This is a genomic window from Vitreoscilla filiformis (genome assembly GCF_002222655.1).
Lineage (GTDB): Bacteria > Pseudomonadota > Gammaproteobacteria > Burkholderiales > Burkholderiaceae_C > Ideonella > Ideonella filiformis.
Genome location: NZ_CP022423.1, coordinates 218,031 through 241,875 on the forward strand (window position 1 = coordinate 218,031; position 23,845 = coordinate 241,875).

At 65.4% G+C, this 23,845-nt stretch carries 19 protein-coding genes and 1 tRNA gene; 7 read left to right on the forward strand and 13 right to left on the reverse strand.

The genetic code is table 11. The features are described 5' to 3' along the window. From VITFI_RS01085 to VITFI_RS01105, 5 genes are all read right to left on the reverse strand, one after another. Nucleotides 1–957 carry a transglutaminase family protein gene (locus VITFI_RS01085; protein WP_089415420.1) on the reverse strand — a complete coding sequence of 319 codons (957 nt, stop codon included), beginning with the start codon at nucleotides 955–957 and terminating at the stop codon, nucleotides 1–3. After that, nucleotides 954–3,623: a circularly permuted type 2 ATP-grasp protein gene (locus VITFI_RS01090; RefSeq protein WP_089415421.1), complete on the reverse strand. Its 2,670-nt coding sequence runs from the start codon at nucleotides 3,621–3,623 to the stop codon at nucleotides 954–956. The genes VITFI_RS01085 and VITFI_RS01090 overlap by 4 nt, the downstream gene beginning before the upstream one ends. A gap of 81 nt (nucleotides 3,624–3,704) precedes the next feature. Beyond that, complete coding sequence (locus VITFI_RS01095) at nucleotides 3,705–7,334, reverse strand: transglutaminase family protein (RefSeq protein WP_089415422.1); 3,630 nt, start codon at nucleotides 7,332–7,334, stop codon at nucleotides 3,705–3,707. 122 nt (nucleotides 7,335–7,456) lie between these two features. Next, nucleotides 7,457–8,410, reverse strand: a complete 954-nt coding sequence (locus VITFI_RS01100) for an alpha-E domain-containing protein (RefSeq protein ID WP_089415423.1) — start codon at nucleotides 8,408–8,410, stop codon at nucleotides 7,457–7,459. 23 nt (nucleotides 8,411–8,433) lie between these two features. Beyond that, entirely contained in the window at nucleotides 8,434–9,867 is a 1,434-nt protein-coding gene (locus tag VITFI_RS01105; protein WP_089415424.1) for a circularly permuted type 2 ATP-grasp protein, read from the reverse strand. Nucleotides 9,868–10,059: 192 nt separating this feature from the next. Between VITFI_RS01105 and VITFI_RS01110 the strand changes: the two genes are divergently transcribed. Continuing rightward, on the forward strand, nucleotides 10,060–10,479 hold the full coding sequence (locus tag VITFI_RS01110; RefSeq protein WP_089415425.1) for a hypothetical protein: 420 nt from the start codon (nucleotides 10,060–10,062) through the stop codon (nucleotides 10,477–10,479). A gap of 24 nt (nucleotides 10,480–10,503) precedes the next feature. Then, on the forward strand, nucleotides 10,504–11,121 hold the full coding sequence (locus VITFI_RS01115) for a hypothetical protein (RefSeq protein ID WP_089415426.1): 618 nt from the start codon (nucleotides 10,504–10,506) through the stop codon (nucleotides 11,119–11,121). Here VITFI_RS01115 and VITFI_RS01120 read toward each other — a convergent pair. Further along, nucleotides 11,079–13,595: a DNA internalization-related competence protein ComEC/Rec2 gene (locus VITFI_RS01120; RefSeq protein ID WP_089415427.1), complete on the reverse strand. Its 2,517-nt coding sequence runs from the start codon at nucleotides 13,593–13,595 to the stop codon at nucleotides 11,079–11,081. The genes VITFI_RS01115 and VITFI_RS01120 overlap by 43 nt on opposite strands. 88 nt (nucleotides 13,596–13,683) lie before the next feature. Here VITFI_RS01120 and VITFI_RS01125 point away from each other — a divergent pair, with 88 nt between their 5' ends. Together VITFI_RS01125 and VITFI_RS01130 are read left to right on the forward strand one after the other, a co-directional pair. Further along, nucleotides 13,684–14,151 (forward strand): RidA family protein, encoded by a 468-nt coding sequence (locus VITFI_RS01125; protein ID WP_089415428.1) that lies wholly within the window; start codon nucleotides 13,684–13,686, stop codon nucleotides 14,149–14,151. 4 nt (nucleotides 14,152–14,155) lie between these two features. Further along, on the forward strand, nucleotides 14,156–14,644 hold the full coding sequence (locus VITFI_RS01130) for a disulfide bond formation protein B (RefSeq protein WP_089415429.1): 489 nt from the start codon (nucleotides 14,156–14,158) through the stop codon (nucleotides 14,642–14,644). 123 nt (nucleotides 14,645–14,767) lie between these two features. On the opposite strand, the gene fahA is transcribed toward VITFI_RS01130, so the two are convergent. From fahA to VITFI_RS01155, 5 genes are all read right to left on the reverse strand, one after another. Beyond that, entirely contained in the window at nucleotides 14,768–16,096 is a 1,329-nt protein-coding gene (gene fahA / locus VITFI_RS01135; protein WP_089415430.1) for a fumarylacetoacetase, read from the reverse strand. Continuing rightward, nucleotides 16,093–16,632, reverse strand: a complete 540-nt coding sequence (locus VITFI_RS01140; protein WP_089415431.1) for a VOC family protein — start codon at nucleotides 16,630–16,632, stop codon at nucleotides 16,093–16,095. Before VITFI_RS01140 ends, fahA begins: the two co-directional genes overlap by 4 nt. Before the next feature lie 31 nt (nucleotides 16,633–16,663). Continuing rightward, nucleotides 16,664–16,909 carry a DUF2783 domain-containing protein gene (locus tag VITFI_RS01145; protein WP_089415432.1) on the reverse strand — a complete coding sequence of 82 codons (246 nt, stop codon included), beginning with the start codon at nucleotides 16,907–16,909 and terminating at the stop codon, nucleotides 16,664–16,666. Between the two features lie 26 nt (nucleotides 16,910–16,935). Further along, the gene (locus tag VITFI_RS01150) at nucleotides 16,936–18,594 is read right to left on the reverse strand and encodes an FAD-dependent oxidoreductase (RefSeq protein ID WP_089415433.1); all 1,659 of its coding nucleotides are present in this window, start codon (nucleotides 18,592–18,594) and stop codon (nucleotides 16,936–16,938) included. A gap of 178 nt (nucleotides 18,595–18,772) precedes the next feature. Further along, on the reverse strand, nucleotides 18,773–19,738 hold the full coding sequence (locus tag VITFI_RS01155; protein WP_089417908.1) for an MBL fold metallo-hydrolase: 966 nt from the start codon (nucleotides 19,736–19,738) through the stop codon (nucleotides 18,773–18,775). Between the two features lie 153 nt (nucleotides 19,739–19,891). Between VITFI_RS01155 and VITFI_RS01160 the strand changes: the two genes are divergently transcribed. After that, on the forward strand, nucleotides 19,892–20,683 hold the full coding sequence (locus VITFI_RS01160) for an IclR family transcriptional regulator (protein WP_089415434.1): 792 nt from the start codon (nucleotides 19,892–19,894) through the stop codon (nucleotides 20,681–20,683). Nucleotide 20,684: 1 nt separating this feature from the next. Here the strand turns inward: VITFI_RS01160 and VITFI_RS01165 are convergent, their stop codons facing one another. Both VITFI_RS01165 and VITFI_RS01170 read right to left on the reverse strand, forming a co-directional pair. Further along, the gene (locus VITFI_RS01165; RefSeq protein ID WP_089415435.1) at nucleotides 20,685–21,461 is read right to left on the reverse strand and encodes a SapC family protein; all 777 of its coding nucleotides are present in this window, start codon (nucleotides 21,459–21,461) and stop codon (nucleotides 20,685–20,687) included. Then, the gene (locus VITFI_RS01170) at nucleotides 21,458–22,765 is read right to left on the reverse strand and encodes a hemolysin family protein (protein ID WP_089415436.1); all 1,308 of its coding nucleotides are present in this window, start codon (nucleotides 22,763–22,765) and stop codon (nucleotides 21,458–21,460) included. Before VITFI_RS01170 ends, VITFI_RS01165 begins: the two co-directional genes overlap by 4 nt. 72 nt (nucleotides 22,766–22,837) lie before the next feature. Here VITFI_RS01170 and VITFI_RS01175 point away from each other — a divergent pair, with 72 nt between their 5' ends. Beyond that, nucleotides 22,838–23,668, forward strand: coding sequence for a symmetrical bis(5'-nucleosyl)-tetraphosphatase (locus VITFI_RS01175; RefSeq protein WP_089415437.1), 831 nt, complete (start codon nucleotides 22,838–22,840; stop codon nucleotides 23,666–23,668). A 49-nt stretch (nucleotides 23,669–23,717) separates the two neighbouring features. Beyond that, nucleotides 23,718–23,805, forward strand: a tRNA-Ser gene (locus tag VITFI_RS01180). Nucleotides 23,806–23,845 lie beyond the last annotated feature (40 nt).

A 23,845-nucleotide genomic window follows, 5' to 3' on the forward strand; every position in this document is an offset into this window, starting at 1 on the left:
TCAGTGTGCCGGATCCACCAAGGCGTGCAGTTCGTCCAGCGGCACCACCGTGACCCCCACTTGCGGCTGGGCGCGTCCGCCGCCCCGGATCACCCCACGCAGCGGGGCCACATCGCCATAGTCCCGCCCCCAAGCCAGGGTGACGTGGTCCAAGCCAGCTTGCACGTTGTTGGTCGGATCCAGGGCCACCCAGCCTTGCGCCGGGCACCACACTTCCACCCAAGCGTGCGAGGCATCGGCCCCGACCAAACGCGGTTGACCCGGCGGCGGTTGGGTCAGCAAGTAGCCGCTGACGTAACGCGCCGCCAGCCCCAGCGAGCGGCAGGCGCCGATCATGACGTGGGCGAAGTCTTGGCAAACCCCACGTGCCGTGGCCAGCGCATCCGTCGCCCGGGTGTTGACGTTGGTGGACAGTGGCCGGTACTCGAAATGCTCGTGGATCAACCCCATCAGCGCCAGCGCCCCCGCCATGACCGAGCGCCCCGGCGTGAACGCTTGGCGCCCAAACGCCGCCAACTTCCCCGTACACGGCGCGAAGTACGACGGCAAGCAAAACTCTACCGCCTCTGAATGCACCGCTCCCGCGTGGTAACGCAGCGCCACGGCCACGCTTTCCCAGGCGGGGCTGTCCACCAGATTCGGGGCCGGAGGTGGTGTGATGCCGACCTCAAACTGCGAACGCACCGTCAAGCGCTCATGCACCCGCGAATGGCTGAAGTTGAGCCGGCCATTGCCCCAACTGTCAAAACTCAGTTGCGAGCCCCAAGGCGGGTCGGTGGATTCTTCGGCGACGCTGCGCCACTCGTCCGGCTTCGGGTCGATGAGCAAACGCCAATCGCGCACCTGTTGAGCCGGGGTGTCGCGTGGACACAGGTAGGCCACGTGGTGGGCCAACTCCACCGACAGGTCGTAAACATAAGTGGTGTCGTGACGCACCTGCAACCAGCGTTTGCTCATTGCCACACCATGTGATTTTCCGGGCCAACGTGCGAAAACAAACGCCGGCCAATTTCATCCGAAAGCATCAACACCTGGGCGCTGCAATCCTGCAAAGCGGCGATGAGGGGGCCGTGCCCGCGTGCGGCGTCTGGGGCGCTGAGCATCTCCAACGGCCAGGTGTCGGGGCGCGGCAAACGGGCCGCGACTTCCGCCGCCCATGCCGATTCGTGCCGCGACAGCTTGAGGAAACGCTCGCGCATGGTGCGCGCCACCCAACCGAGCGAGCGGGGGTTGTCGGTGTCGATCACCAGCAGGTGCAGCAGCGGCGGCACCTCGCGCCGCGCTTGGAACTGGGCGCGGTAGGTGATGGTGGAATCGAACAACCCCAGCAGCAGCGCAAACCCATCGTCCAACTCGTGCAAACCGTGTTGGAAACCCAGCGCCAGCGCGTGGGCCAAGAAATCCAAGCGCTCGATTTGCCGCCCGACGCTGAGCAGGCGCCAGCCGTGATCGCGTGTCATGCGGTCGGTTTGCGCGCCGGTGATGGCCGACAGGTGGAAAGCCGCCCGGCCCAGCACACCGATGACATCGCTCACCGGTTCGGCCTGGCCATCGGCCAACACCGAATCCAAGTGCTGCCGGAAGTGATCGTTGGTTTCGAGGATGAGTTTCCAGTGCTCAGGCGACAGGCGTTCGCGCAGCGTTTGCGCACAGTTTTTCAGCGCCCCGAGGTTGTAGGCCACGCTGGTGACGCTGCCCGAGGTGTCCCCCAAAGCACTCACCAGGGAACGCTCGAACAGGCGCAGGGATTTTTCCGGGCTGGGCACACCGAACCCGACCAGCCCATGGCGCCGCGTGAGCGACTCCAGCACACGCAGCACCGGCGGCGACGTGGCGTTCAACACCGACCCAGTGAGCGACTCCAAGGTGAGCCGCGCCAAACGCACGGCGTTTTCGGCGCGCTCGGTGTAGCGCCCGAGCCAAAACAGGTTTTCCGCCGAACGGCTGGTGACGCTGCGGTGCCACCAAACTTCCAAATCAGCCGCAGCCAGGGGTTTGGGCAGCAAACTGGTGGCGTCCACCGTGCCTTCGGTGCGCACCCAGGTGTCGATGCTGGCGCTGCCGCGCTGCATGGACAACCACGGATCGTGCGCCCCATCGCGCCGGTTGGCGACGCGTGTCAAGCCGCCCGGCAACACGCGCCAACCGCCTTGGCCATCGGCCAGTGCAAACACCCGCACCACGGCTGGGCGAGGCTCCAACGTGCCAGCGGGCGTCCACACCGGCGTTTCGGAGGGGCGCACCCGCGCTTGCAGCGTGTAGGCCGTGGGGTTGGCGTCGATGCGCTGGGCGATGGCCACCCGGCTGTCGGTCGATTGCGTCGCCATGACGATGGGGGCAAAGCCGGTGGTGGTGTCGCTGGTTGGGAAGGTCGGCACCACGACGTAATCTTCCAACCGAGGCCGGTGGCTGCGCCACACCGCTTCCTCGCCGCACCACCAACTGGTGAAACTCGGCAAGTGCAGCTCCTCCCCCAACAAGCGGCGGGCCACGCCGGGCCAAAAACCGCTCAGGCCGGGGCTTTCCAACCACCCCGCGCCCGGCGCGTTGGCGACGATCACCTCACCCGCACGCAACGCTTGCAACAGCCCCGGCACGCCCAGCGCCGAATCGGGGCGCAGCTCCAAGGGGTCGAGGTATTCATCGTCCACCCGGCGCAGCACCACATGGACACGCTCCAAGCCGGTGAGCGTTTTCAGATACAACCGATTGGCACGCACGGTCAAATCACCGCCCTCTACCAAGGTCAAACCGAGGTAACGGGCCAGAAAGACGTGCTCGAAATACGTTTCATTGTGCGGCCCTGGGGTCAGCAGCACCACCCGCGAGCGCTCACCCGCTGGGCTCAAGCGCAGCAGGCCCTGCATCAAGGACTGGAAGGTCGAAGCCAACCGCTGCACCCGCAGCTCACGGAAGGCTTCCGGAAACTGCTGCGCGATGATGATGCGGTTTTCCAACAAATAACCCAGCCCCGACGGCGCCTGCGTGCGCTGCGCCAGCACCCACCACAGGCCGTCGGGCCCACGAGCCAAGTCGAAGGCCAGCACATGCAGGTGAATGCCGCCGGGAGGCTCACAGCCGTGCAACGGGCGCAGGTACTGCGGATGCGCCAACACCAGCGAGGGCGGCAACAAACCCTCGTTGAGCAAACAGCGTGACCCGTACACATCGGCCATGGCTGCGTTGAGCAAACGGGCGCGCTGCAACACGCCGCGCTCAATCGCCGTCCACTCCGAGGGCTCGATGAGCATGGGCAGCAACTCCAGCGGCCAAGGGCGGCTGGTGTGGTTGCCATCGTCGTAAACGTTGTAGGTGGCGCCGTCTTCCTGCACGCGATGTTGCACGCGCTTGGCGCTGTGGCCGAGGTCGCGCCAGCCGTCGGCGCCTTGGGCTCGGAAGAAGCGCTGCCACAGCGGCGCCAAGGGCGCACGCGCCCCGGCGGACGCACTCAGGCGTCCGAACAGCTCACTCACATGACCCGGGCTGCCCGGCTGGGCCGCAGCCTGGGCCAAGAGGGCCGCGTCCGGTGGCGTCACCGCCGGGGGTTCCACGGGGGCGGAGGCTGGTGCGGACGTCCCTGGCCCCCGCACGGGTGAAAAAACATGGGCATTGATCAAGCTCATGCCGTGATCATGCCCTGTTGGCGTCAGCTTAGGGATGCGGGCAGGCCGATTGCTCGGTGATTCCGCACGATCAACGTCCGATCAACGCCCGATGCGCCGCAAATCCAGCGTGAACGGGAACTCCAAGCTGCGCTGCGGTTCGCCCGCTTCCACCGGCGTGACGCTGTGGCCCATCGGGAAGAAGCGCGCCAGGCGACGGCTTTCGGCCTCGTAGGCGTTCACCGGGAAGGTGACATAGTTGCGCCCACCCGGATGCGCCACGTGGTACTGGCAACCGCCCAGCGAGCGTTTCATCCAGGTGTCCACGATGTCCACCGTCAGCGGCGCGTGAACGCCGATGGTTGGGTGCAGCGCCGAGGACGGCTGCCACGCCCGGAAGCGCACGCCCGCCACGTACTCGCCAACGCGGCCCGTCGGTTGCAGCGGCACCGTCACGCCATTGACGGTGATGCGGTGACGCGGGTCGATCAGGCCCGACACCTTCACTTCGACGCGCTCCAGCGAGGAATCGACGTAACGCACCGTGCCACCCGCCGAACCTTCTTCGCCCATGACATGCCACGGCTCCAGCGCGTTGCGCAGGGTCATGTGGATGCCCCGGTTGCTGTACTCGCCGATCTTGGGGAAGCGGAACTCGAAGTGCGGTGCGAACCACGCTGCATCGAAGCCGTAGCCCGAGCTGCGCATTTCTTCCATCACATCGGCAAAGTCTTCCTGCACGAAGTGCGGGAGCAAGAAGCGGTCGTGCAGCTCGGTGCCCCAGCGCACCAGCGGCGCACGGTACGGCTCATTCCAGAAGCGGGCGATGAGCGAGCGCAACAGCAGTTGCTGCACGATGCTCATGCGGGCATGCGGCGGCATTTCGAACGCACGCAGCTCCAGCAGGCCCAGGCGACCGGTGCTGCTGTCGGGCGAGTAAAGCTTGTCGATGCAGAACTCGCTGCGGTGGGTGTTGCCGGTCACGTCCACCAAGACGTTGCGCAGCGTGCGATCCACCAGCCACGGCGGCATGTGCCCGCCATAAACCGACTTGTTGCGCTCGATTTCACCCAGGGCGATTTCCAGCTCACGCAACTGGTCATTGCGGGCTTCATCGACACGCGGCGCTTGGCTGGTCGGGCCGATGAACATGCCGCTGAACAGGTAGCTCAACGATGGGTGGTTGTGCCAGTAGGTCAGCAGCGAGGCCAGCAGATCGGGGCGACGCAGGAAGGGCGAATCCGCCGGCGTGGCGCCGCCCAGCACGAAGTGGTTGCCACCACCGGTGCCGGTGTGGCGCCCGTCCACCATGAATTTCTCGGTCGAGAGGCGCGAGAGCCACGCCGCGTCGTAGAGGAATTCGGTGTGTTCGACCAGCTCTTTCCAGTTGTGTGCCGGGTGGATGTTCACCTCGATCACACCCGGGTCGGGCGTGACTTGCAGCAGCTTCAAGCGCGGATCGCGTGGCGGCGGGTAGCCTTCCATCACGATTTTCATGCCCAGCTCGGCGGCCGTGGCTTCCACGGCAGCAACGAGTTCGAGGTAGTGCTCCAAGCGCTGCATCGGCGGCATGAAGACGTAGAGCACGCCACTGGGCGAACCCACCGCCTCGGCCTTGGGGCCGTTGGCACGTCGCGGATCGCGCACTTCCACGCACAACGCGGTGCGGGTGATCCAGTGCGCCGATTCGTTCCGGGCCGGCGCAGCGTCCGGGTTGAACGCGGTGCTGGCGCTGGAGGCCAGGCGCAGCGCTGCCGCACGGCCCGGGCCAGTGGCGCTGTCCAGCCCGGTATCGTCGCCTTGGGTGCCGTTCAAGCCCAGGCCGTCCTCACCCAGGCCACCGGCTTGGCTGCCGTCGCCGGCCAGCGGCCAGCCATCGGCGCCCAGCGCGTCCAGCCCTTCCAAGTCGGCGCCTTGCACGCCCACCACACCGCCTTCAGCAAAACCGCCGCCGGCACGGTGCGAGGCGTAGCCGGCCTCGGTGGCATCGGCCACATCCTGGCCTTGGTATTGGGCCTTCAGGCGAGCGGCTGTCGGCAACGTGTCACGCGGGGCGAACGGGTCGTGCTCGTGCAGGTAGGGGTAATCCTGCTTCTTCACCCAGGGCAGCGAATCCAGCGGCAGGCGCAGGCCCATCGGCGAATCGCCGGGGATGAGGTACATGCGCTCATCGCGGAAGAACCACGGCCCCGTCACCCAACGCGGGCCGGCCAGGGTCGGGCCTTCGGCGCGTTTGATCGGCAGCACGTAACCGACTTCGTGCTCCAAACCTTGGTCGAAAACGCGGCGCAGGCGGATGCGCTCCATCTCGTCATCCAGCTTGGCGTCGAACGGATCGACGTTCACCGGCAAACGGCGTTCGCGCCAGAGGTAGTACCAGGTGTCTTCGTAACCGGTTTGCACATGCTTGTCGGTCACACCCAGCTTGCCCGACAGGGTGCTGATGAAACGCTTGGCGTCGGCGCTGGTGTAGTGGTGCGGCTCGCGCTCGTCGGCGAACAGGCTCGGGTCGTGCCAACAGGGTTGGCCGTCCGCACGCCAGTAGATGGAGAGCGCCCAGCGCGGCAGTTGCTCACCCGGATACCACTTGCCCTGTCCGAAGTGCAGGAACCCGCCTTGGCCGTACTCGTTGCGCAGACGGTGAACCAAATCGGTGGCGAACAGGCGCTTGGTCGGGCCCAGGGCGTCGGTGTTCCACTCGGCGCCGTCGCGGTCGTCCACCGACACGAAGGTCGGCTCGCCGCCCATGGTCAGGCGCACATCACCAGCGACCAGCTCGGCGTCCACCTGTTCACCGAGCTTGAGCACATCGGCCCACTGTTCTTCCGAATACGGCTTGGTGACACGCGGCGACTCCCACACGCGAGTCACCGCCATTTCGTGGCCAAACGTCACTTCGCACTTGTCCACGGCGCCGGAGATGGGCGCGGCGCTGCTGGGCTGCGGCGTACACGCCAGCGGGATGTGGCCTTCGCCGGCCAGCAGGCCCGAAGTCGGGTCGAGGCCGATCCAGCCCGCGCCGGGCAGATACACCTCACACCAGGCGTGCAAATCGGTGAAATCGACTTCGGTGCCGCTCGGGCCGTCCAGCGCCTTCACGTCCGGCGTCAACTGGATGAGGTACCCCGACGCGAAACGCGCCGCCAGCCCCAGGTGGCGCAGCGTGTTCACCAGCAGCCAGCCCGAGTCGCGGCAGGAGCCGGAACGCTTGGTCAGCGTTTCTTCCGGCGTTTGCACGCCCGGCTCCAAGCGGATGAGGTAGGAAATTTCCTGCTGCAAACGCTGGTTGATGGCCACCAGGAAATCGATGGTGGTGGTGGGCGTGCGGTCGATGGTGGCGAGGAATTTGGCGAATTCCGGCGTCGGCGCTTCCGTCACCAAATACGGGGCCAGCTCGGCGGCCAGGGCCTCGTCGTAGGCAAAGGGGATCTTCTGGGCGCTGGGCTCCAGGAAGAAGTCAAACGGGTTGTAGACCGACATCTCGGCCACCAAGTCGATGGTGACCTTGAATTCGGTGGTTTTTTCCGGGAAAACCAAGCGCGCCAGGTAGTTGGCGAACGGGTCTTGCTGCCAGTTGATGAAGTGGCTCTTCGGTTCGACGTTCAGCGAGTACGACAGGATCGGCGTGCGGCAATGCGGCGCCGGGCGCAAGCGCACCACCTGGGGCGACAGGCTCACCGGGCGGTCGTACTTGTAATGCGTGACGTGCTTGAGGGCGACGTGAATAGACAAGGCGGTGTTCCTCAGTCAAGAAACAAAACGGGCGGCCAAACCGGTTGCCGGTCGGGCCACCCGGCGGGGGCCGACAGCATCGCTGTCGACCGTGTCAGGCGTGGGACACAACGTCCGGCCAATCAGGCCGGCACCAGGAAGTCGCGGCTGATGCCCAAGCCCAGATCGCCGACGCGATCCAGGAAATGGCTCAAGAAAGCGTGCAGGCCGGTGGAAAGGATTTCGTCGATGCGGGCGTAATCCAAATCGGCACGCAGGCGACCGGCGCGGCGTAGGGTGTCCACCGACTGATCGTTGGCCACCATCTTCAGGTTGCTGTGAACCTTGCTGACACAGTGGGCCAGCGAACGCGGCATGTCCTGGCGCAGGATGAGCAGCTCGGCCACTTTTTCCGGCTGAATCACGTTGCGGTACACCTTGCGGTACACCTCGAAGCCAGACACGGAACGCAGGATGGCCGACCAGTGATAAAAGTCGTATTCCGCGTCGCGCTCGGTGGCAGCGCCGTAGAAATCGCTTTCGACGGCGTGGAACTTCACATCCAGCAAACGGGCGGTGTTGTCGCCGCGCTCCAGGAAGGAGCCGATGCGGATGAAGTTGAACGCCTCATCTTGCAGCATGGTGCCCACCGTCACGCCCCGGCTGAGGTGCGAGCGGAATTTGACCCACTCGAACACACTGGCCGGATCTTTGGCCAGCGCGCCGCTGCGCAGCAGGCGGTTGAACTCCAGCCACGTCTGGTTCATCGTTTCCCAGACTTCGGTGGTGAGCGTGCCGCGCACGGCGCGGGCGTTTTCACGCGCCGCCCGCAGGCAGCACAGGATGGACGAGGGGTTGCGCTCGTCACTCACCATGAACTCCATCACCTGCTTGGCGGTGATGCCGTTGTAGCGGGTGTTGTAGTCGCTGATGAGTTCGGAGATGGACAGCAGGCTGCGCCAGCCCAGCTCGGCCACGGCAGCCGACTGCGGCAGCAGCGAGGTCTGGTAATTCACGTCCAGCATCCGCGCGGTGTTCTCGGCGCGCTCGATGTAGCGCGACATCCAGAACAAATGGTCGGCGGTTCTTGAAAGCATCGTTCGATCCAATCTGTCTTGATTCAGTCTTCCAGCACCCAGGTGTCCTTGGTGCCGCCGCCTTGGCTGGAATTCACCACCAGCGAGCCCTCTTTCAGGGCCACGCGGGTCAGGCCGCCCGGCACCATCTGCACCTTGGTGCCCGACAGCACGAAGGGGCGCAGGTCAATGTGGCGCGGCGCGATGCCCGATTCGACGAAGGTCGGGCAGGTGGACAGGCTCAAGGTCGGCTGAGCGATGTAGTTGCTCGGGTTGGCAATGAGGTGGGCGCGGAAGTCTTCCACCTCTTGCTTGGTGGCCGCCGGGCCCACCAACATGCCGTAGCCGCCCGCGCCGTGAACCTCCTTCACCACCAGTTCGGACAGGTTGGCCAGCACGTAGCCCAAATCGTCCTTGTCCCGGCACATGTAGGTGGGCACGTTGTTCAGAATGGGTTTTTCGCCCAAGTAGAACTCCACCATTTTGGGCACGTAGGGGTAGATCGATTTGTCGTCGGCCACGCCCGTGCCCACGCCGTTGGACAAGGTGACGTTGCCCGCCTTGTACGCCCCGACCAACCCCGGGCAGCCCAAAGCCGAATCTGGCCGGAAGACCTTCGGGTCGAGGAAGTCATCGTCCAAACGACGGTAGATCACATCCACGCGCTTGGGGCCGCGTGTGGTGCGCATGAAGACGAAGTCGTCCTTCACGAACAAGTCTTGGCCTTCAACCAACTCCACGCCCATTTGCTGCGCCAAGAAGGCGTGCTCAAAGTAAGCCGAGTTGTACATGCCGGGGGTCAACACCACCACGGTGGGGTCGTTCACGCCGTTGGGGGCGACGCTGCGCAGCGTCTCCAGCAGCAAGTCCGGGTAGTGCGCCACCGGGGCGATGCGCTGGCCCGCGAACAGTTCGGGGAACAAGCGCATCATCATTTTGCGGTTTTCGAGCATGTAGCTCACCCCGCTGGGCACGCGCAGGTTGTCTTCCAGCACGTAGTAGGCGCCGGAGCCATCCGACTGCGCCGCCCGCACGATGTCCACCCCCGCGATGTGCGAGTAGATGTTGTGCGGCACATTCACGCCCATCATTTCCGGGCGGAACTGGGCGTTGTGGATGATTTGTTCACGCGGAATGATCCCGGCTTTGAGGATCTCCTGGTCGTGATAAACGTCGTGGATGAAACGGTTCAGGGCGGTGACGCGCTGCGCCAGCCCCTTTTCCATCTCACGCCACTCCTGCGCCGGAATGACGCGCGGAATCAGGTCAAAGGGGATCAGGCGTTCGGTGCCCTCTCCGGAGTCTTTGTCGCCGTAAACGGCGAAGGTGATGCCCACGCGACGGAAGATCATTTCCGCCTCTTCGCGCCGTGCGCGCATCATCTCCTGGGGCTGCTGGGACAGCCACTGGTTGTACGTCAGGTAGTGCTCGCGTACGGCGCCACCGTTGGCATGCATTTCGTCGAAGCTGGGTCTCATTCAGTGCTCTCCTGCGGGGGGCACTCTAGCAAGTGCCGCACCAGCCAACTCGTTTTCAGATCAATACAGCGTGCTTGCAACATCAAAAAGGTTTGCGGCTTGTCAAGACGCGTATTCCTCCACAGCGCTTCCTCTCCCTAAATTGCAGCCTCGCGCTATCGTGCCGGCCATTGTGTTTTGAAAGGATTGCCCGTGTCCCACCCCAGCGCCGCCGAGCTGGCCCCCCTGGCCCAGCAGATTCGCACCCACTTTCTGCGCCAAACATTTGGCGGCATCTGGTTCTGGCAGTTTGCCGTGGTACGCCCGCACGACCAAGGCCATTGCGTGGTGGATTGCCAAGTCGTCCCCAACGAAGCCGATCCGAGCCGGGCTCACTTGGTGCTGTCGCTGCAACACGCCAGCGGCCAAGGCCATGCGGCCACGCTGGCCATTTGGGATCCTCAAGGCTTGAGCATCGATGCCCAAGGTTTGCGATTGACAGGTGCCGCCCGCCTGCGCTTCGGCGGCATGGAGGCTTGGCCGGAGGCCCAGGGGGGTTACCGCATCCGCACCCCCCAAGGCGAAGGCCACTTTCCCGGCGGTGAAGGCCGGGCGCTGTGGCTGCAAATTTGACCCCCACCCACGAGGAGAACCCCGATGAAAACGTCCCCCCGCGCCTTCACCCTCCACGCTTTGGCTTGGGCTGTGGTGGCCTTTTCTAGCGCCGCGCACGCCGAATTGAGCCTGCCGGCCAGCTTGGCTGGCAAGGCGGTGGTGCTCAACCCATCCGACCCGGATTACGCCCGTGCCATGGTCACTTCGGCGGTGCAACCCGCCGGCATGGGCGGTGTGAGCGAAGCCTTGGTGATCAAGATGACGGTGGACATTCCCGTCTGGCGCATGTGGAACGGCCCGGCCAAACTGGACGCCAATGGCCGCACCAACCGCATCGGCGGCTGGTGGGGCTACGACGCCCCCAAGGGCAGCGCGGCGGAATATCGCACCAACTACGAGATCTGCAAGGGCTGGAACGACCTGACTTGGATGGCCCAATGCACCCTGAAAGCCGGGGCCGTGGTGGCGATTGGCCCGGGCCAATCGGTGTCGGCGGCGACCTGCGGTGACGTGACCAACCAAGAGAACTACCCCGTCAACACCCGCGACTGGCAGCTCTACATCAACAAGCCCTGGGCACGCGGCACCGAACTGGTGTGCCCGGCGGACACGCAAGACTACGAGGTCGATCCGGCTGACATCTCGCGCCGCCGCCCCTGATTTCGCACCATCTCAGAGCACCCCTGATCCGAAGATGCACAACGCCAGTGCCATGGGCGAAGATGCACCACTCTTGTGCATTCCACCGCCGGTGTGGAACCAGCACTCCGCCAAGTGAAGGCTCCGCAGTGGTCTGAGCGCACCAGCTTGATGCCTTGGGCCGCATAACGCGCCAACACCTCGGAATGGGGATGGCCAAAGCGGCTGCGGTAGCCCACTTGCACCACCGCCCATTTCGGCTGCGTCGCCGCCAACAACGCCCCGCTGGACGACGTGTGGCTGCCATGGTGGGGTACCACCAGCACGTCCGCCCGCAGCGCAACGGGCGCGTGCTGGATCAAGGTTTGTTCTTGTTCGGCAGGCAAATCGCCAGTCAGTAAGGCGCTGCGGCCTTGGGCGTCTCGCACATGCAGCACACAACTGTGGGCGTTGCCGCCGCCCTTCGCAGCGGGCCGAGGCGCCGATTCGGCAGGGGGGTGGAGGAAGCGAAACGTCACCCCCTCCCACACCCAAGACGCCCCCGCCGCACAGGCTTTGACCGGCACCGATGCGGCCCACAAACGATGCCCTGCCGGCAGCGAGACCCACATCTGTTGGACTCGCCGGGCGGCCAGCAAGGCGGGAGCGCCGCCGATGTGGTCGCTGTCCTCATGGCTCAACACCAAGGCGTCGAGCTGGGGTTCGCCCAGGTGGCGCAACAGGGGGATCAGCACCTGCGTACCCGCATCGCGCCCGGAAGGGCTGATGGGGCCGGCGTCAAACAACAGGCTGTGCTGGGCGGTGCGCAGCAGCACGGCACTGCCCTGCCCCACGTCGGCGGCCAGCAAGTCGAACGATCCGACGAGGGGACGTGCGGCGCCCCCCGGGCCCAGCAAGGGCCAAGCCAACAGCACCGCCCCCCAGCGACGCCACCCCAACCCCGGCCAAACCGCCACCACACCGGCCAGCAGCAAACTCAACCCCGCCCAGGGGGAGACGCTGGGCCACTCCCACACCGCACCGGGCCACGCCGCCAGCCAGGCCAGCGCCTGCAAACACGGCGACACGATCCAACCCGCCAACGTCCAACAACCGGGCAGCAGCAAACCGCCCAGCGCCAGCGGTGTCAGCACGAAAGTCACCAGCGGCACGGCCACCCAGTTGACCCCAAAGCCGATGACCGAGACTTGGTTGAACAGCAACAACGTCAACGGCGCCAACCCCAGCGAGGCGACCCACTGCGCTCGCAACCCCTCCCGCCAAGCAGAGCGGGCAGGCGGGGGGTTGGCTGCGTCACGCACGGGCGGCGCATCGCTGGCGATGAGCAACATCACGGCGACGAAGGACAACCAAAACCCCGCCTGCTCCACCGCCCACGGGTCACACAGCAGCACGGCGGCGCCGCTCACGCTGCACACCAGCCCGCCCGGCCAACGTCGCCCCAAGAGGTGCAGCAGCGTCACCAGCGCCAGCATCCACACCGTGCGGCGGGCGGGCACGCCCCAACCGGCCAGCACCGCGTAGGCCGTCGCCAACGCCAATCCGCCGACGCTCGCCACCCAAGCCGCTGGCCAGCCCCAACGCGCCAGCGTGTGCAGCGGCAGCCAAGGTTGAGCGCGACGCAACACCCCCGTCACCAACCACGCAAACAGGGTGATGTGCAACCCGCTGATGCTGACGAGGTGAGAAATGCCCGTGTCCCGAAACGTCTGCCAATCCGCTGGGGCGATGGCGGCTTGATCGCCCACCGCCAGCGCGGCCAACAGCCCAGCGGCTTGGGGATCAGCGACACGCAACAGCACCTCATCGCGCCAGCGTTGGCGCCAGCGATCCCACACAGCCCCCAACGAAACCGCCCGCCCGAGACGTTGCGGCACCGCTCCAGCCGCCCCCGTACGAACGGTGCCCAAAGCGCCCCAGCCCTGGCCGAACATCCAGCCTTCCGCATCAAAACCACCCGGATTGGCCTGGCCATGCACCCGCCGCAACCGCAGCGGCAGGCGCCAGCGCTCACCCGCTTGCACCCACGGCGGCGGCAGGGCGGCCAGCCCTTCCCCTGGGGTGGCGGTGGGCCAGTGCAGCCACACCCGTTCAGGCAACGTCACCGCCTGCGCCCGTTCGACATCCCAGCCTTGCTCGATGCGCCAGGTGAAACTCACCCCATCCGGCCCCGCACGCGGCAGCCCCTCGACCTCACCGGTCACCCACAAGACGCGATCCTCCAACGCCGGGTCGAGCTGCTGGGCCAGGCGTTCCCCGGCACGCCAACCTGCCTGTCCGGCAGCGAGCAGCCCCCACGCCAGTGCCAAGCTGACGGTCGAACGCACGCCTGGGGCCATGGGCAGGCTCACCACCCACAGCCCTACAGCACCGCCGACCATGGCGAAATAGGCCCACGCCGGCCAGAGTGCCGGTTGCATCACCTGCCAGGCCGTGCCCAGCAGCACCGCCAGGGCCGCACCACCGTAGCGCACGCTGGGAGAAGGACACCGCATCGGGCCAGTCTAGGCAGCCACGGCGGCGCGGCGTGGGGTGTAGCATCCCGGGCCATCCTGTTTCTTCACGACCCTGTCGCTGCCTGCCATGAGCACTGTTGCTGAACGACTCCAATCCCTGGGCCTCCAATTGCCCGCCGTGGCCGTCCCGGCGGCGGCTTATGTGCCGTATGTGCAAAGCGGCTCGCTGGTGTTTCTCTCGGGCCACATCGCCAAGAAAAACGGCCAAGTGTGGGTCGGCCAGCTCGGCGCCACCATGGGCACGGAAGAAGGCCAAGCCGCCGCCCGCGCCGTCGCCATCGATCTGCTGGGCACGCTGCAAGCCGCCTGCGGGGGCAACCTGGATCGGGTGGCACGCATCGTCAAAGTGATGAGCCTGGTGAACTCCACGCCGACCTTCACCGAACAGCACCTCGTCACCAACGGCTGCTCGAACCTGCTGGGCGAGGTGTTCGGCCCGACGGTCGGCGCCCACGCCCGCAGCGCCTTTGGCGTGGCGCAGATCCCGCTGGGCGCCTGCGTGGAAATCGAGCTGATCGCCGAACTGAAGGATTGAGGCCATGCGCTGGCAGTTGAGTCCAGCCAGCGGCTGGTGGCTGTGGCGCATTTCGGCGCTGTGTTTCACCGCCGTGGGCATCGCTTTGGTGACGCAACACCAGTTCGGCATGCAACCATGCCCGTGGTGTACCTTGCAGCGCTTGATTTACCTGCTCATCGGCACACTCACCGGGTTGGGAGCCGTGCTGGCGTCGATCGTGGCGCGGCGCGTGCTGGCCGGCGGAGCGGCGTTGCTGGCCATTCTGGGCATGGTGTGTGCGTTGTGGCAGCACTTTGTGGCGGCGGCCAGCGCCTCGTGCAACCTCACGCTGGCCGATCGCATCCTGAGCGCCCTGGGTTTGATGGAGCTGCTGCCAGCGGTGTTCGAGCCCACCGCTTCGTGTGCCGATGCGGCTGTGAACCTGCTGGGCGTGCCCTACGCTTTCTGGAGTCTGGGTTTGTTTGCCGCCTTGTGCGCGGCGTGCGTGCAAGTGACGCGCCTGAACAAGTGACCCTGACCCACTCGCGCCTTTCACCCTCCAACGAAACGCCCGCTACCATGCACGCTGCGCCCGCGTGCAGGTGAGTGCAGGTGATTCAGGGCGACGCCTACCAGTACCGCGCTGCGTCCGGCCTCAAGCCAAGGCCGGCAACACCGTCCCCACACACGCGCCGAACCCAATGGCCGCCACGCCCGGCGCTTCACAGCGGCCACGCAACACCACCGTGTCCCCGTCCTGCAAAAAGGTGCGGGTTTCGCCATTCGCCAGCGTGAGCGGCTGCTTGCCGCCCAGCGTCAGCTCCAGCAGCGAGCCGCCTTGCGCCGGCGCCGGGCCAGAAAGCGTGCCCGATCCCAGCAAATCCCCCGGCTGAAGGTTGCAGCCGTTGCTGCTGTGGTGGGTGAGAAGCTGCGCCACCGTCCAGTAAGCGTCTTGCATGGAGCTGTGCATGAGTTCCTGCGCCGGCTGGCTGGCCGCACGCATCGCCGGGGTTTGCAGCGCCACCGAGAGCCGCACGTCCAGCGCGCCGCGCTCGCGGTTGGCAGGGCTGTCCAGATAGGGCAGCGGTTGCGGGTCGCCTTCGGGCCGGGTGAAGGGGCGGCGAAAGGGCGCCAAGGCTTCTTGCGTCACCACCCAAGGCGAGATCGTGCTGGCGAAGTTTTTCGCCAAAAACGGCCCCAGCGGCTGGTATTCCCAGGCTTGCACGTCACGCGCCGACCAATCGTTCAGCAGCACCAGCCCGAACCAATCGTCCTCGGCCTGCGCCATGCCCAGCGGCGCGCCCTGCGCGTTGCCCGCGCCCACGAGGATGCCGACCTCCAGCTCCCAATCCAGCCGACGGCAGGGGCCGAAGCTCGGCACTTCGGCGTCCGGCGCCTTGAACTGGCCCAGCGGACGGCGAAACGCCTGCCCGCTCACCCCGATGGACGACGCCCGCCCGTGGTAGCCAATCGGCACCCATTTGTAGTTTGGCAGCAGTGGGTTGTCCGGGCGAAACAGCTTGCCCACCGTGGTGGCGTGGTGGATGCCGGTGTAAAAGTCCGTGTAATCGTGGATGAAACACGGCAGCGCCATCTCTGCCTGGGCTTGCGGCAACAGGCACGCTTGCAAGGCCGTTTGCTGCGCGCTGCCGGTGCGCAACGCCGCGCTCAACGCTTGGCGCAAGCCACGCCGCGCCGGGGCGCCCAGGGCCATGAAGGCGTTCAAATCTCCCGCTGCCAACGGCGCCAGCCACGCCAGCACTTGCGCCGACCAGCCCGCGCCCGACGCCTCAGCGGCGCGTTTCAGGTCGAGGATGTCATCGCCGATGGCCACGCCCACGCGCAGCGCCTCGTTTGAGCCCGCCGGGCGAAAGCGCCCCAACGGCAGGTTTTGCAGCGGGAAATCCGTACACGGTGCTTGGGCCGAGGCCACCCAGCTCGTCAACGCCGGGTCGTGCGTGGCGTCCAACAACGCGGCGCTCATTGTTTGAATTCCCGCTCGTGGAAGAAAGCTGCGTGCTTGGGGGCGCGTTTGGTTTTGTCCCAGTCTTCCAGCATCTTCCATTTGACTTCGTCCATGCGGCGCAGCATGTCGGTTTCGTCTGGATCGGGGCAGGCCAGCTCGATGCGGTGGCCGCTCGGGTCAAAGAAATAGATGGAGTGGAAGGCGCCGTGATCCGTCACGCCCAGCACGTCCACACCGTTGGCTTCGAGGTGGGCTTTGTAGTCCAGCAGCGTCGCCCGATCCTTCACCTTGAAGGCGATGTGTTGCACCCAAGCGGGCGTGTTCGGGTCGCGGCCCATCTCGGGCTGGGTGGGCAGCTCGAAGAAGGCCAGCACGTTGCCGCCGCCCGCGTCCAAAAAGATGTGCATGTACGGATCCGGCTCCTTGGTGGACGGCACCTGATCCTCAGCGATGGCCAGCAAGAAGTTCATCTTCAACATCTGCTGATACCACTCGACGGTTTGTTTGGCGTCCTTGCAGCGGTAAGCGACGTGGTGGATGCGTTCGATCTTCATGAGCGCAGCTCCTCAAAAACAGGAAGAGGGTTCAAGCGGCCACGCCTTGGCGGGCAGCGGCCAGCGCCTCGCGCAGCACGCGCAAGTCACCGATATGGTTCGCCAGCAGCAGCACCAACCGGGCGTTGACGAGCTGGCTTTGCTCGTCGCTCAAGCCCTGGTGGGTCTGGATCAGGGCTTCGTAAAAGTCATCGCCGGGCGTGAAGTCACGCACAAAACGCTGGCCGGGCAGGCCGAAATTCGGCTGGAGGTTGAGGTGTTGGAACGTGGCGGGCATGGGGGTTCTCCGGCTCATTGCAGGCGTCATTGCAAACACAGCGCACGGCCCAGGGCGGCGTGCAGCGCGGCAGCGTCAAACGCCCGCCAGCGAGCAGCGACGTGCTGATCGGGGCGCAGCAGGTAGCAGGTGCCCGGCTGGCCGTCGTAGCGGCGGGTGAGGTGGCCTTCGGTGTCCACCACGTCGCCGGCTTGCAGGGTGGCGCCGGGGGTTTTCACGCGCAGCACCCGCACGGGCACCGGCAGGGCGGGCAGGTCGATGGCGGCATCGCCAAACACCAGCAGGGTGAATTGGTCGGCCACATGGCGCAACAACCAACCGGCGGCACCGTCCACCGACACCGGCGCGTCGTCCATCGGCGCACCGGGCACCATCCAGCCGTCGAAGGCGTCGGCATCCGGCGTGTTCAACGTCGATTCGGTCAGGTACGCCGGCACCGACAACCGCCCCGAATTCACCAGCTTGCGCGCAAACGGAAACTCCCGCGCCAGCCCCAGCACCGCGTTGCGGAACAGCTTGGAGGTGGGGGATTTGGGCGTGATGAAGTCCGTGGAGCGGGTGGAGTTCAGCAGGTTTTCATCGGCGGCGAAGGTGCGTTCCTCGCTGTAGCTGTCCATCAGCGCCTCGGGGGCGACGCCATCCAACACGGCTTTGAGCTTCCAGCCCAGGTTGTCCACATCCTGAATGCCGGAATTCGCGCCGCGTGCGCCAAAGGGCGAAACTTGGTGCGCCGCGTCGCCCACAAACAGCACGCGCCCGTGGCGGAAGCTGCCCATGCGCCGGCATTGGAAGGTGTACACACTCACCCATTCCAGCTCGAATTCACGCTCGTCGCCCAGCATGGCTTTGATGCGCGGCAGCACTTTTTCGGGCTTCTTTTCCGCTTCCGGGTCAGCGTCCCAGCCGAGCTGGAAGTCGATACGCCAGACGTTGTCTGCCTGGCGGTGCAGCAACACGCTGCTGGGTTTGCCCGCCGAAGCGCCTTCAAAACGATGGAACGGTGGCTCGAACCAGAACCAGCGTTCAGCCGGGAAATCGGCCTTCATCACCACATCGGCGATGAGAAACCGGTCTTGGAACACTTTGCCGTCGATCTCCAGCCCCAGCAGGTTGCGGATCGGGCTGCGTGCGCCATCGGCCACGATCAGCCAATCGGCGTGCAGGGTGAAGGCGCCATCCGGTGTGGCGACTTCCACGCGGGCACCGTCGCCGGCGCGCTCCACCTTCGTCACCTTGTGCTTCCAGCGCAGGGCCAGCGCGGGCAGCTCCTGGGCACGCCGCACCAGAAATTCCTCCAGGTAGTACTGCTGAAGGTTGATCATGCCGGGGCGCTCGTGGCCGGCTTCGGGCAGGAGGTTGAAGTTGAAAACTTCTTCGGTGTCAAAGAAGGTGCGGCCAACGTTCCAGGTCACACCCTTGTCCACCATCGGCTGGCCGCAGCCGAGGCGATCGAGCACTTCCAGTGCGCGTTTGGCGTAGCACACGCCGCGTGAGCCGATGCTCACCGTGTCGTCATCGTCCAGCAGCAGGACGGGCACGCCTTGGCGCGCCAAGTCGATGGCCGCCGACAGGCCCACCGGGCCGGCGCCCACCACGACGACGGGGTGGCGCTGCACGGTGTCGGGGGTGTCCAGCTCGGGCGGGCGTTGGTAGCTGTATTTTGGGTAGGTGTAGGTGGACAGCATGGGGTGTCTCCTGTGCTTTGGGCGGGGTTGGTTGTGGGCGCGGCGGCCCCCTCTCCCCAACCCCTCTCCCACGAGGGGAGAGGGGCTCTCGTGCTTCTTCTTCCCCTTTGTGGAAAAGAGCCGGGGGCTTTTTGTCTTTCTCCCTCTCCCCTTGTGGGAGAGGGCCGGGGAGAGGGGGTCAGCCCTCCAGCGCCTTCCACATTTCAATGTCCCGCTCCGCCGTCCAGATGCGCGGATCGGCATGGCCCGTGGCCTCGTCATACGCACGGGTCACATCAAACGGCATGCAGTGCTTGAAGATCACCCACTGGCCGTAGCGCGGCTCCAGCGTGGCCATCGTTTGCTCGTACACCGCACGCAGCTCTTTGCCTTCGGCGGCCCCCGCCTTCACGCTGGCAAAGAGTTCGGAGACGAAGGCCCGCGTGCCATCCAACCCCGCTTGCACCTGCTCGGGCGTGGTGAGCGCCGCACCGCGCCCCGGCACCAGCGCAGCGGGTTGCAGCGCGGCAATGTTGGTGAGCGTCTGCGGCCAGTCTTGGAAGTAGGCATCGCCAGCGTAGGGCGTGGCGTCGAACTCCACCAAATCGCCGGAGAACAGCGTTTTTTCCTGCGGCAACCACACCACGGTGTCCCCCTTGGTGTGGCCCCGGCCAAGTTGCAGCAGTTGCACTTCCAGCTTGCCCAGCCACAGCGTCATCTTGCCGGTGAAGGTCAGCGTCGGCCAGGTCAGGCCGGGCGGCACGCTTTCCACGTTTTGAAACAGGCGCGGGAAGCGGCCAATCTCACTCGCCTTGTCTTGCTCACCGCGTTCGACGATCAGGTCATAGGTGTCTTGGCTGGCGATGATCTGCTCGCCGCCTTCGGCCATGTAGGCGCTGGCGCCCAGCACGCGCACGGCGTGGTAATGGCTCATCACCACGTACTTGATCGGCTTGTCGGTGATCTCGCGGATGCGGCGGATCACATCGGCGGCCATCACCGGCGTGGCCTGGGTGTCGATCACCATCACCGCGTCGTCCCCGATGATGACGCCGGTGTTCGGGTCGCCCTCGGCGGTGTACGCCCAGGCGTGCTCAGAGAGCTGGGTGAAACTCACGCGCTTTTCTTCCAGATCGGCTTGTGAAGCGAAGGTCTTGGTGCTCATGGTGATGTCCCGTTCAATGCAGCGCAAAATTCAACTGATGCAAACAAGTTCGCTATTGACGAACGCAGGCTTGATCTTAATCACTGCGTTCGCTAATGTCTAAGCCATTCAACATAGTGCAAACCCGAGGCAGGGTTTTGCCGGGAACCTCACATGAGCGATGAACTTGAAGCCGAACCGCGCAGCCCACGCGGCATTCAGAGCATTGAAGTGGGCGGGCAGCTCTTGCTGGCCCTGGCGCACGCCGGGCGGCCCCTGCCGCTGAAGGACTTGGCGCGGGAAGCTGGCATGGCCGCAGCCAAAGCGCACCCGTACTTGGTGAGCTTCCAGAAAATCGGCCTGGTGGCGCAGGACGGCGGCAGCGGCCACTACGGCCTCGGGCCGCTGGCGCTGCAACTGGGCCTCATCAGCCTTCAGCAGTACGACCCAGTGCGCCTGGCCACGCCCTTGATTGAGGAGCTGGCCCTCAGCACGCAAGCCACGGTGGCGATTGCCGTTTGGGGCAACCGGGGGCCGACGCTGGTGCGCATCGCCGAAGCGCCGACGCCGGTGCATGTAAGCATGCGCCACGGCACGGTGATGAGCCTGCGGGACACGGCTTCGGGCCGCTTATTCGCTGCCTTGATGCCCGCCGCCGACGTCGCTGCCGCGTGGCCGGCGGACGAAGCCCCGCGTGATGCGGCGCTAGAGGCCGAGCTGGTGCAGATTCGCCGCGAAGGCGTGGCGCGGGTGGTGGGCACCGCCGTGCCGGGCGTGAGCGCCGTGGCGGTGCCGGTGTTCGATGGCAGCGGGCGGCTGGTGTTGAGCCTCACGGCCATCGGCCCCGCTGCGATGTTTGATGCCGAGCCGAGTGGCCCGGTGTGCAGCGCCCTGCGGCTGGCAGCCGAAGGTTTGTCGGTGCAATTGGGCTGGCGCGCTGGTGGCGCCAGCGAACGTCGCGGCTGAATCAGGCGCTGGCCGCAGAGGCCAGCGCGTTGTCCGTGGCCGCTTGGGCGCGGCTCAAACGGCGGTTGATGAGGTTGCGCATGTTGCCCAGGGAAATTTGGTGCGCATGCAACAAGCCCAGCAGGCCGGAGCGTTGCAGGGTGGCCAACTCGGTGTCGGACAGCTTGTTGAGCTTGTCCTCGTCCAGCATCAGGAAACCATCCACCGAGAACGACGAGCCATCCGACAGCGTCGCGTCAAAGCGACGCGGCACCAACAGGCCCAGCTCCAGCAAACGCACACAGCCCAAACGGGTGCGCTCGATTTCGATCTCCAACTGCTTCACGAACTCGTGCAACTCTTTGAGCATCGGCACGGGCTCGCCGGCAGCGTCGAACAACGGCTCGCCCTGTTCGGTGGACAGGTTCGGTGCCGCCTCGTCAAAACACATGGCGTACTGATCGCCCTCAACCTTAGACAGCGTGAAGGGATAGGCGCGCAGCATCGCCGGCACATACGCCGCATCCCAGCGGCCATCCTGCCAGAACAGGTTCTCGCCAGGGTTCAGGCCGAACACGGCCACCGGCAGGGCTTGGGCTTGGCCGTTCGCGTCCTTGCCAGACGGCAGGAACACGATGGGGTACGTCTTGCAGGCGTCCGCAAACTCGGAGCCCGCGATGAAAAAAGCGTTCAAGCCTGCGCCCGCCGCCAACGGGTTGACGTCGCGGCGCAGCTTGAGGTGTTGGTGTTTTTTCCGGTCGAGCATCACCGGCTGGCGATGCAGTTCAGCATTGATCATTGAGGTTCTCCTGCAAGTGGAGGATGTCGGCTGGCCAGCACCTTGTCGATGCGCTTGCCGTCCATGTCCACGACTTCAAAACGCCAGCCCGCCCATTCCACGGTGTCCGTGGTTTTGGGCAGGCGCCCCAGCAACAGCATCACCATGCCGGCCAGGGTGTTGTAACGGCCCCGGTCTTCTTCGGGCAGTTCTTTGATGTCCAAGCGGTCTTTCAGCTCTGGCACGGGCATGAGGCCGTCGATGAGCCACGAGCCATCCTCGCGCTGCACCGCCCAAGCATCCTCGCTGCTTTCGTTGCCGAATTCACCGGCGATGGCTTCGAGCACGTCGCGCACGGTGATCATGCCTTGCACGGCACCATACTCATCCACCACAAACACCAGCTCGGCGCCCGAAGCGCGCAGGTTCTCCAGCAGCTCCATGCCCGACAGGGTTTCCGGAACAAACACCGGCGGCGCAATCAACTCGATCAAGCTGGTGAAACGCTGTTCGGCCATTGGCTTGATGAGGCTGTGCGAGGCCACCACGCCAATGACGTCGTCCAACCCTCCCCGGCACACCGGGTAGCGTGCATGTTCTTCTTCGGCGATGACGTGCAGCACTTCTTCGATGGGCGCGTTGGCGTCGAGCCAGCGGATTTCAGCACGCGGCAACATCATGGAACCGATCTGCCGATCGTCCAGCCGGAACACGTTGCGCACCATCTGGTGCTCTTGCGCCTCGATCACACCGGCATCCAGCCCTTCTTCGAGGCTGGCGGCGATTTCCTCCTCGGTCACACTGCGGCTGGGGCCGCCTCGGATGCCCAGCAAACGCAGGATCGCATCGGTACACGCCGCCAACACGAACACCACCGGACGCGTGGCCACGGAGAGCCACTGCATGGGCCGCGCCACCAGAGCGGCCACGGTTTCTGGGTACATCTGGCCCAAACGCTTGGGCACCAGCTCGCCAAAAATGATGCTGAGGATGGTGATGATCACCACCACAACAGCGGTCGAAGCCACTTCGATAGCATCGACGGACACGGTGGGCATTTGCGCTTGGAACCACGTCGACAGCGGCCCGGAAAACGCTGCATCCCCCACGATGCCGTTGAGCACCCCGATGGACGTGATGCCAATCTGCACCGTGGAGAGGAACTTGGTGGGGTTGTCGTGCAGCATGATGGCGGCTTGAGCGCCACCGCTGCCCGCTTCCATCATCACTTGAAGCCGCGCTTTTCGGCTGGCCGACAGCGCCATCTCAGACATGGCGAAGACGCCGTTGAGGAAAATGAGGAAGGTCAGTAGGGCAACGTCCATGACAGGCGGCCCCGGTTGACCGTGCCGCTCGTGGGTAAAAAGATGGGGGGCGAGCGTAGCAGAATCCCACCCATGCATTACCTGATTGGCGATTTACAAGGCTGTTGCGACGCTTTCGAGCGACTTTTGGCGGAAATCGATTTTTCGCCTTCCCGTGATCGGCTGCATGTGCTGGGTGATTTGGTGAACCGAGGGCCGGCGTCGCTGCCCACGCTGGAGCGGCTGCGTGGGCTGGGCGACGCGGTGACGTGCCTGCTGGGCAACCACGATCTGCACCTGCTGGCGGTGGCCCATGGCGTGCGCCGCCCGCACCGCAGTGACACGCTGGAAGCCATCCTCACCAGCCCCGCCCGCGACGGCTGGTTGGAGTGGCTGCGCCAGCACAAACTCGCGGACAGTGCGTGCGGCTGGCTCACCGTTCACGCAGGGATCGTCCCGCAGTGGGATGTGGCACGCACCCTGCGTTTGGCGGCTGAAGTGGAAACCATGCTGCGCAGCGACGCGCTGCCGCATTTCCTCGAAGTGATGTACGGCAACGAACCCAGCCGCTGGGATGAGGGGTTGATGGGGGTGTCGCGCTGGCGTTTCATCGTCAATGTGCTGACGCGCCTGCGCTTCTGCGCCGCCGATGGCACGCTGGAGTTCACCACCAAGGACGGCGCCGACGCCGCACCAGCGGGTTTTGCGCCATGGTTTGAGCACCCCGAACGGGCCAGCCGAGGGCAACCGGTGGCGTTTGGGCACTGGTCCACCCTGGGGCTGATCAACCGGCCGGATTTGCTGACCATCGACACCGGTTGTGTCTGGGGCGGCACGCTGACGGCGGTGCGGATCGATGGCGGACGGCGCGAGGTGGTGCAGGTGGCCTGCACGCAAGCCCAGCGTCCGGGGGGGACGGCGTGAAAATTGCGTCATAATCCTGCCCTGCTCGCACTGGCGAGCCCAGACATCCGGAGGCTTGGGGGAGTGGTTTAACCCAACAGTCTTGAAAACTGTCGACGGGCAACCGTCCGTGAGTTCGAATCTCACAGCCTCCGCCACAAAAAAGCCCAAGTTGTTGATTCACTTGGGCTTTTTTTC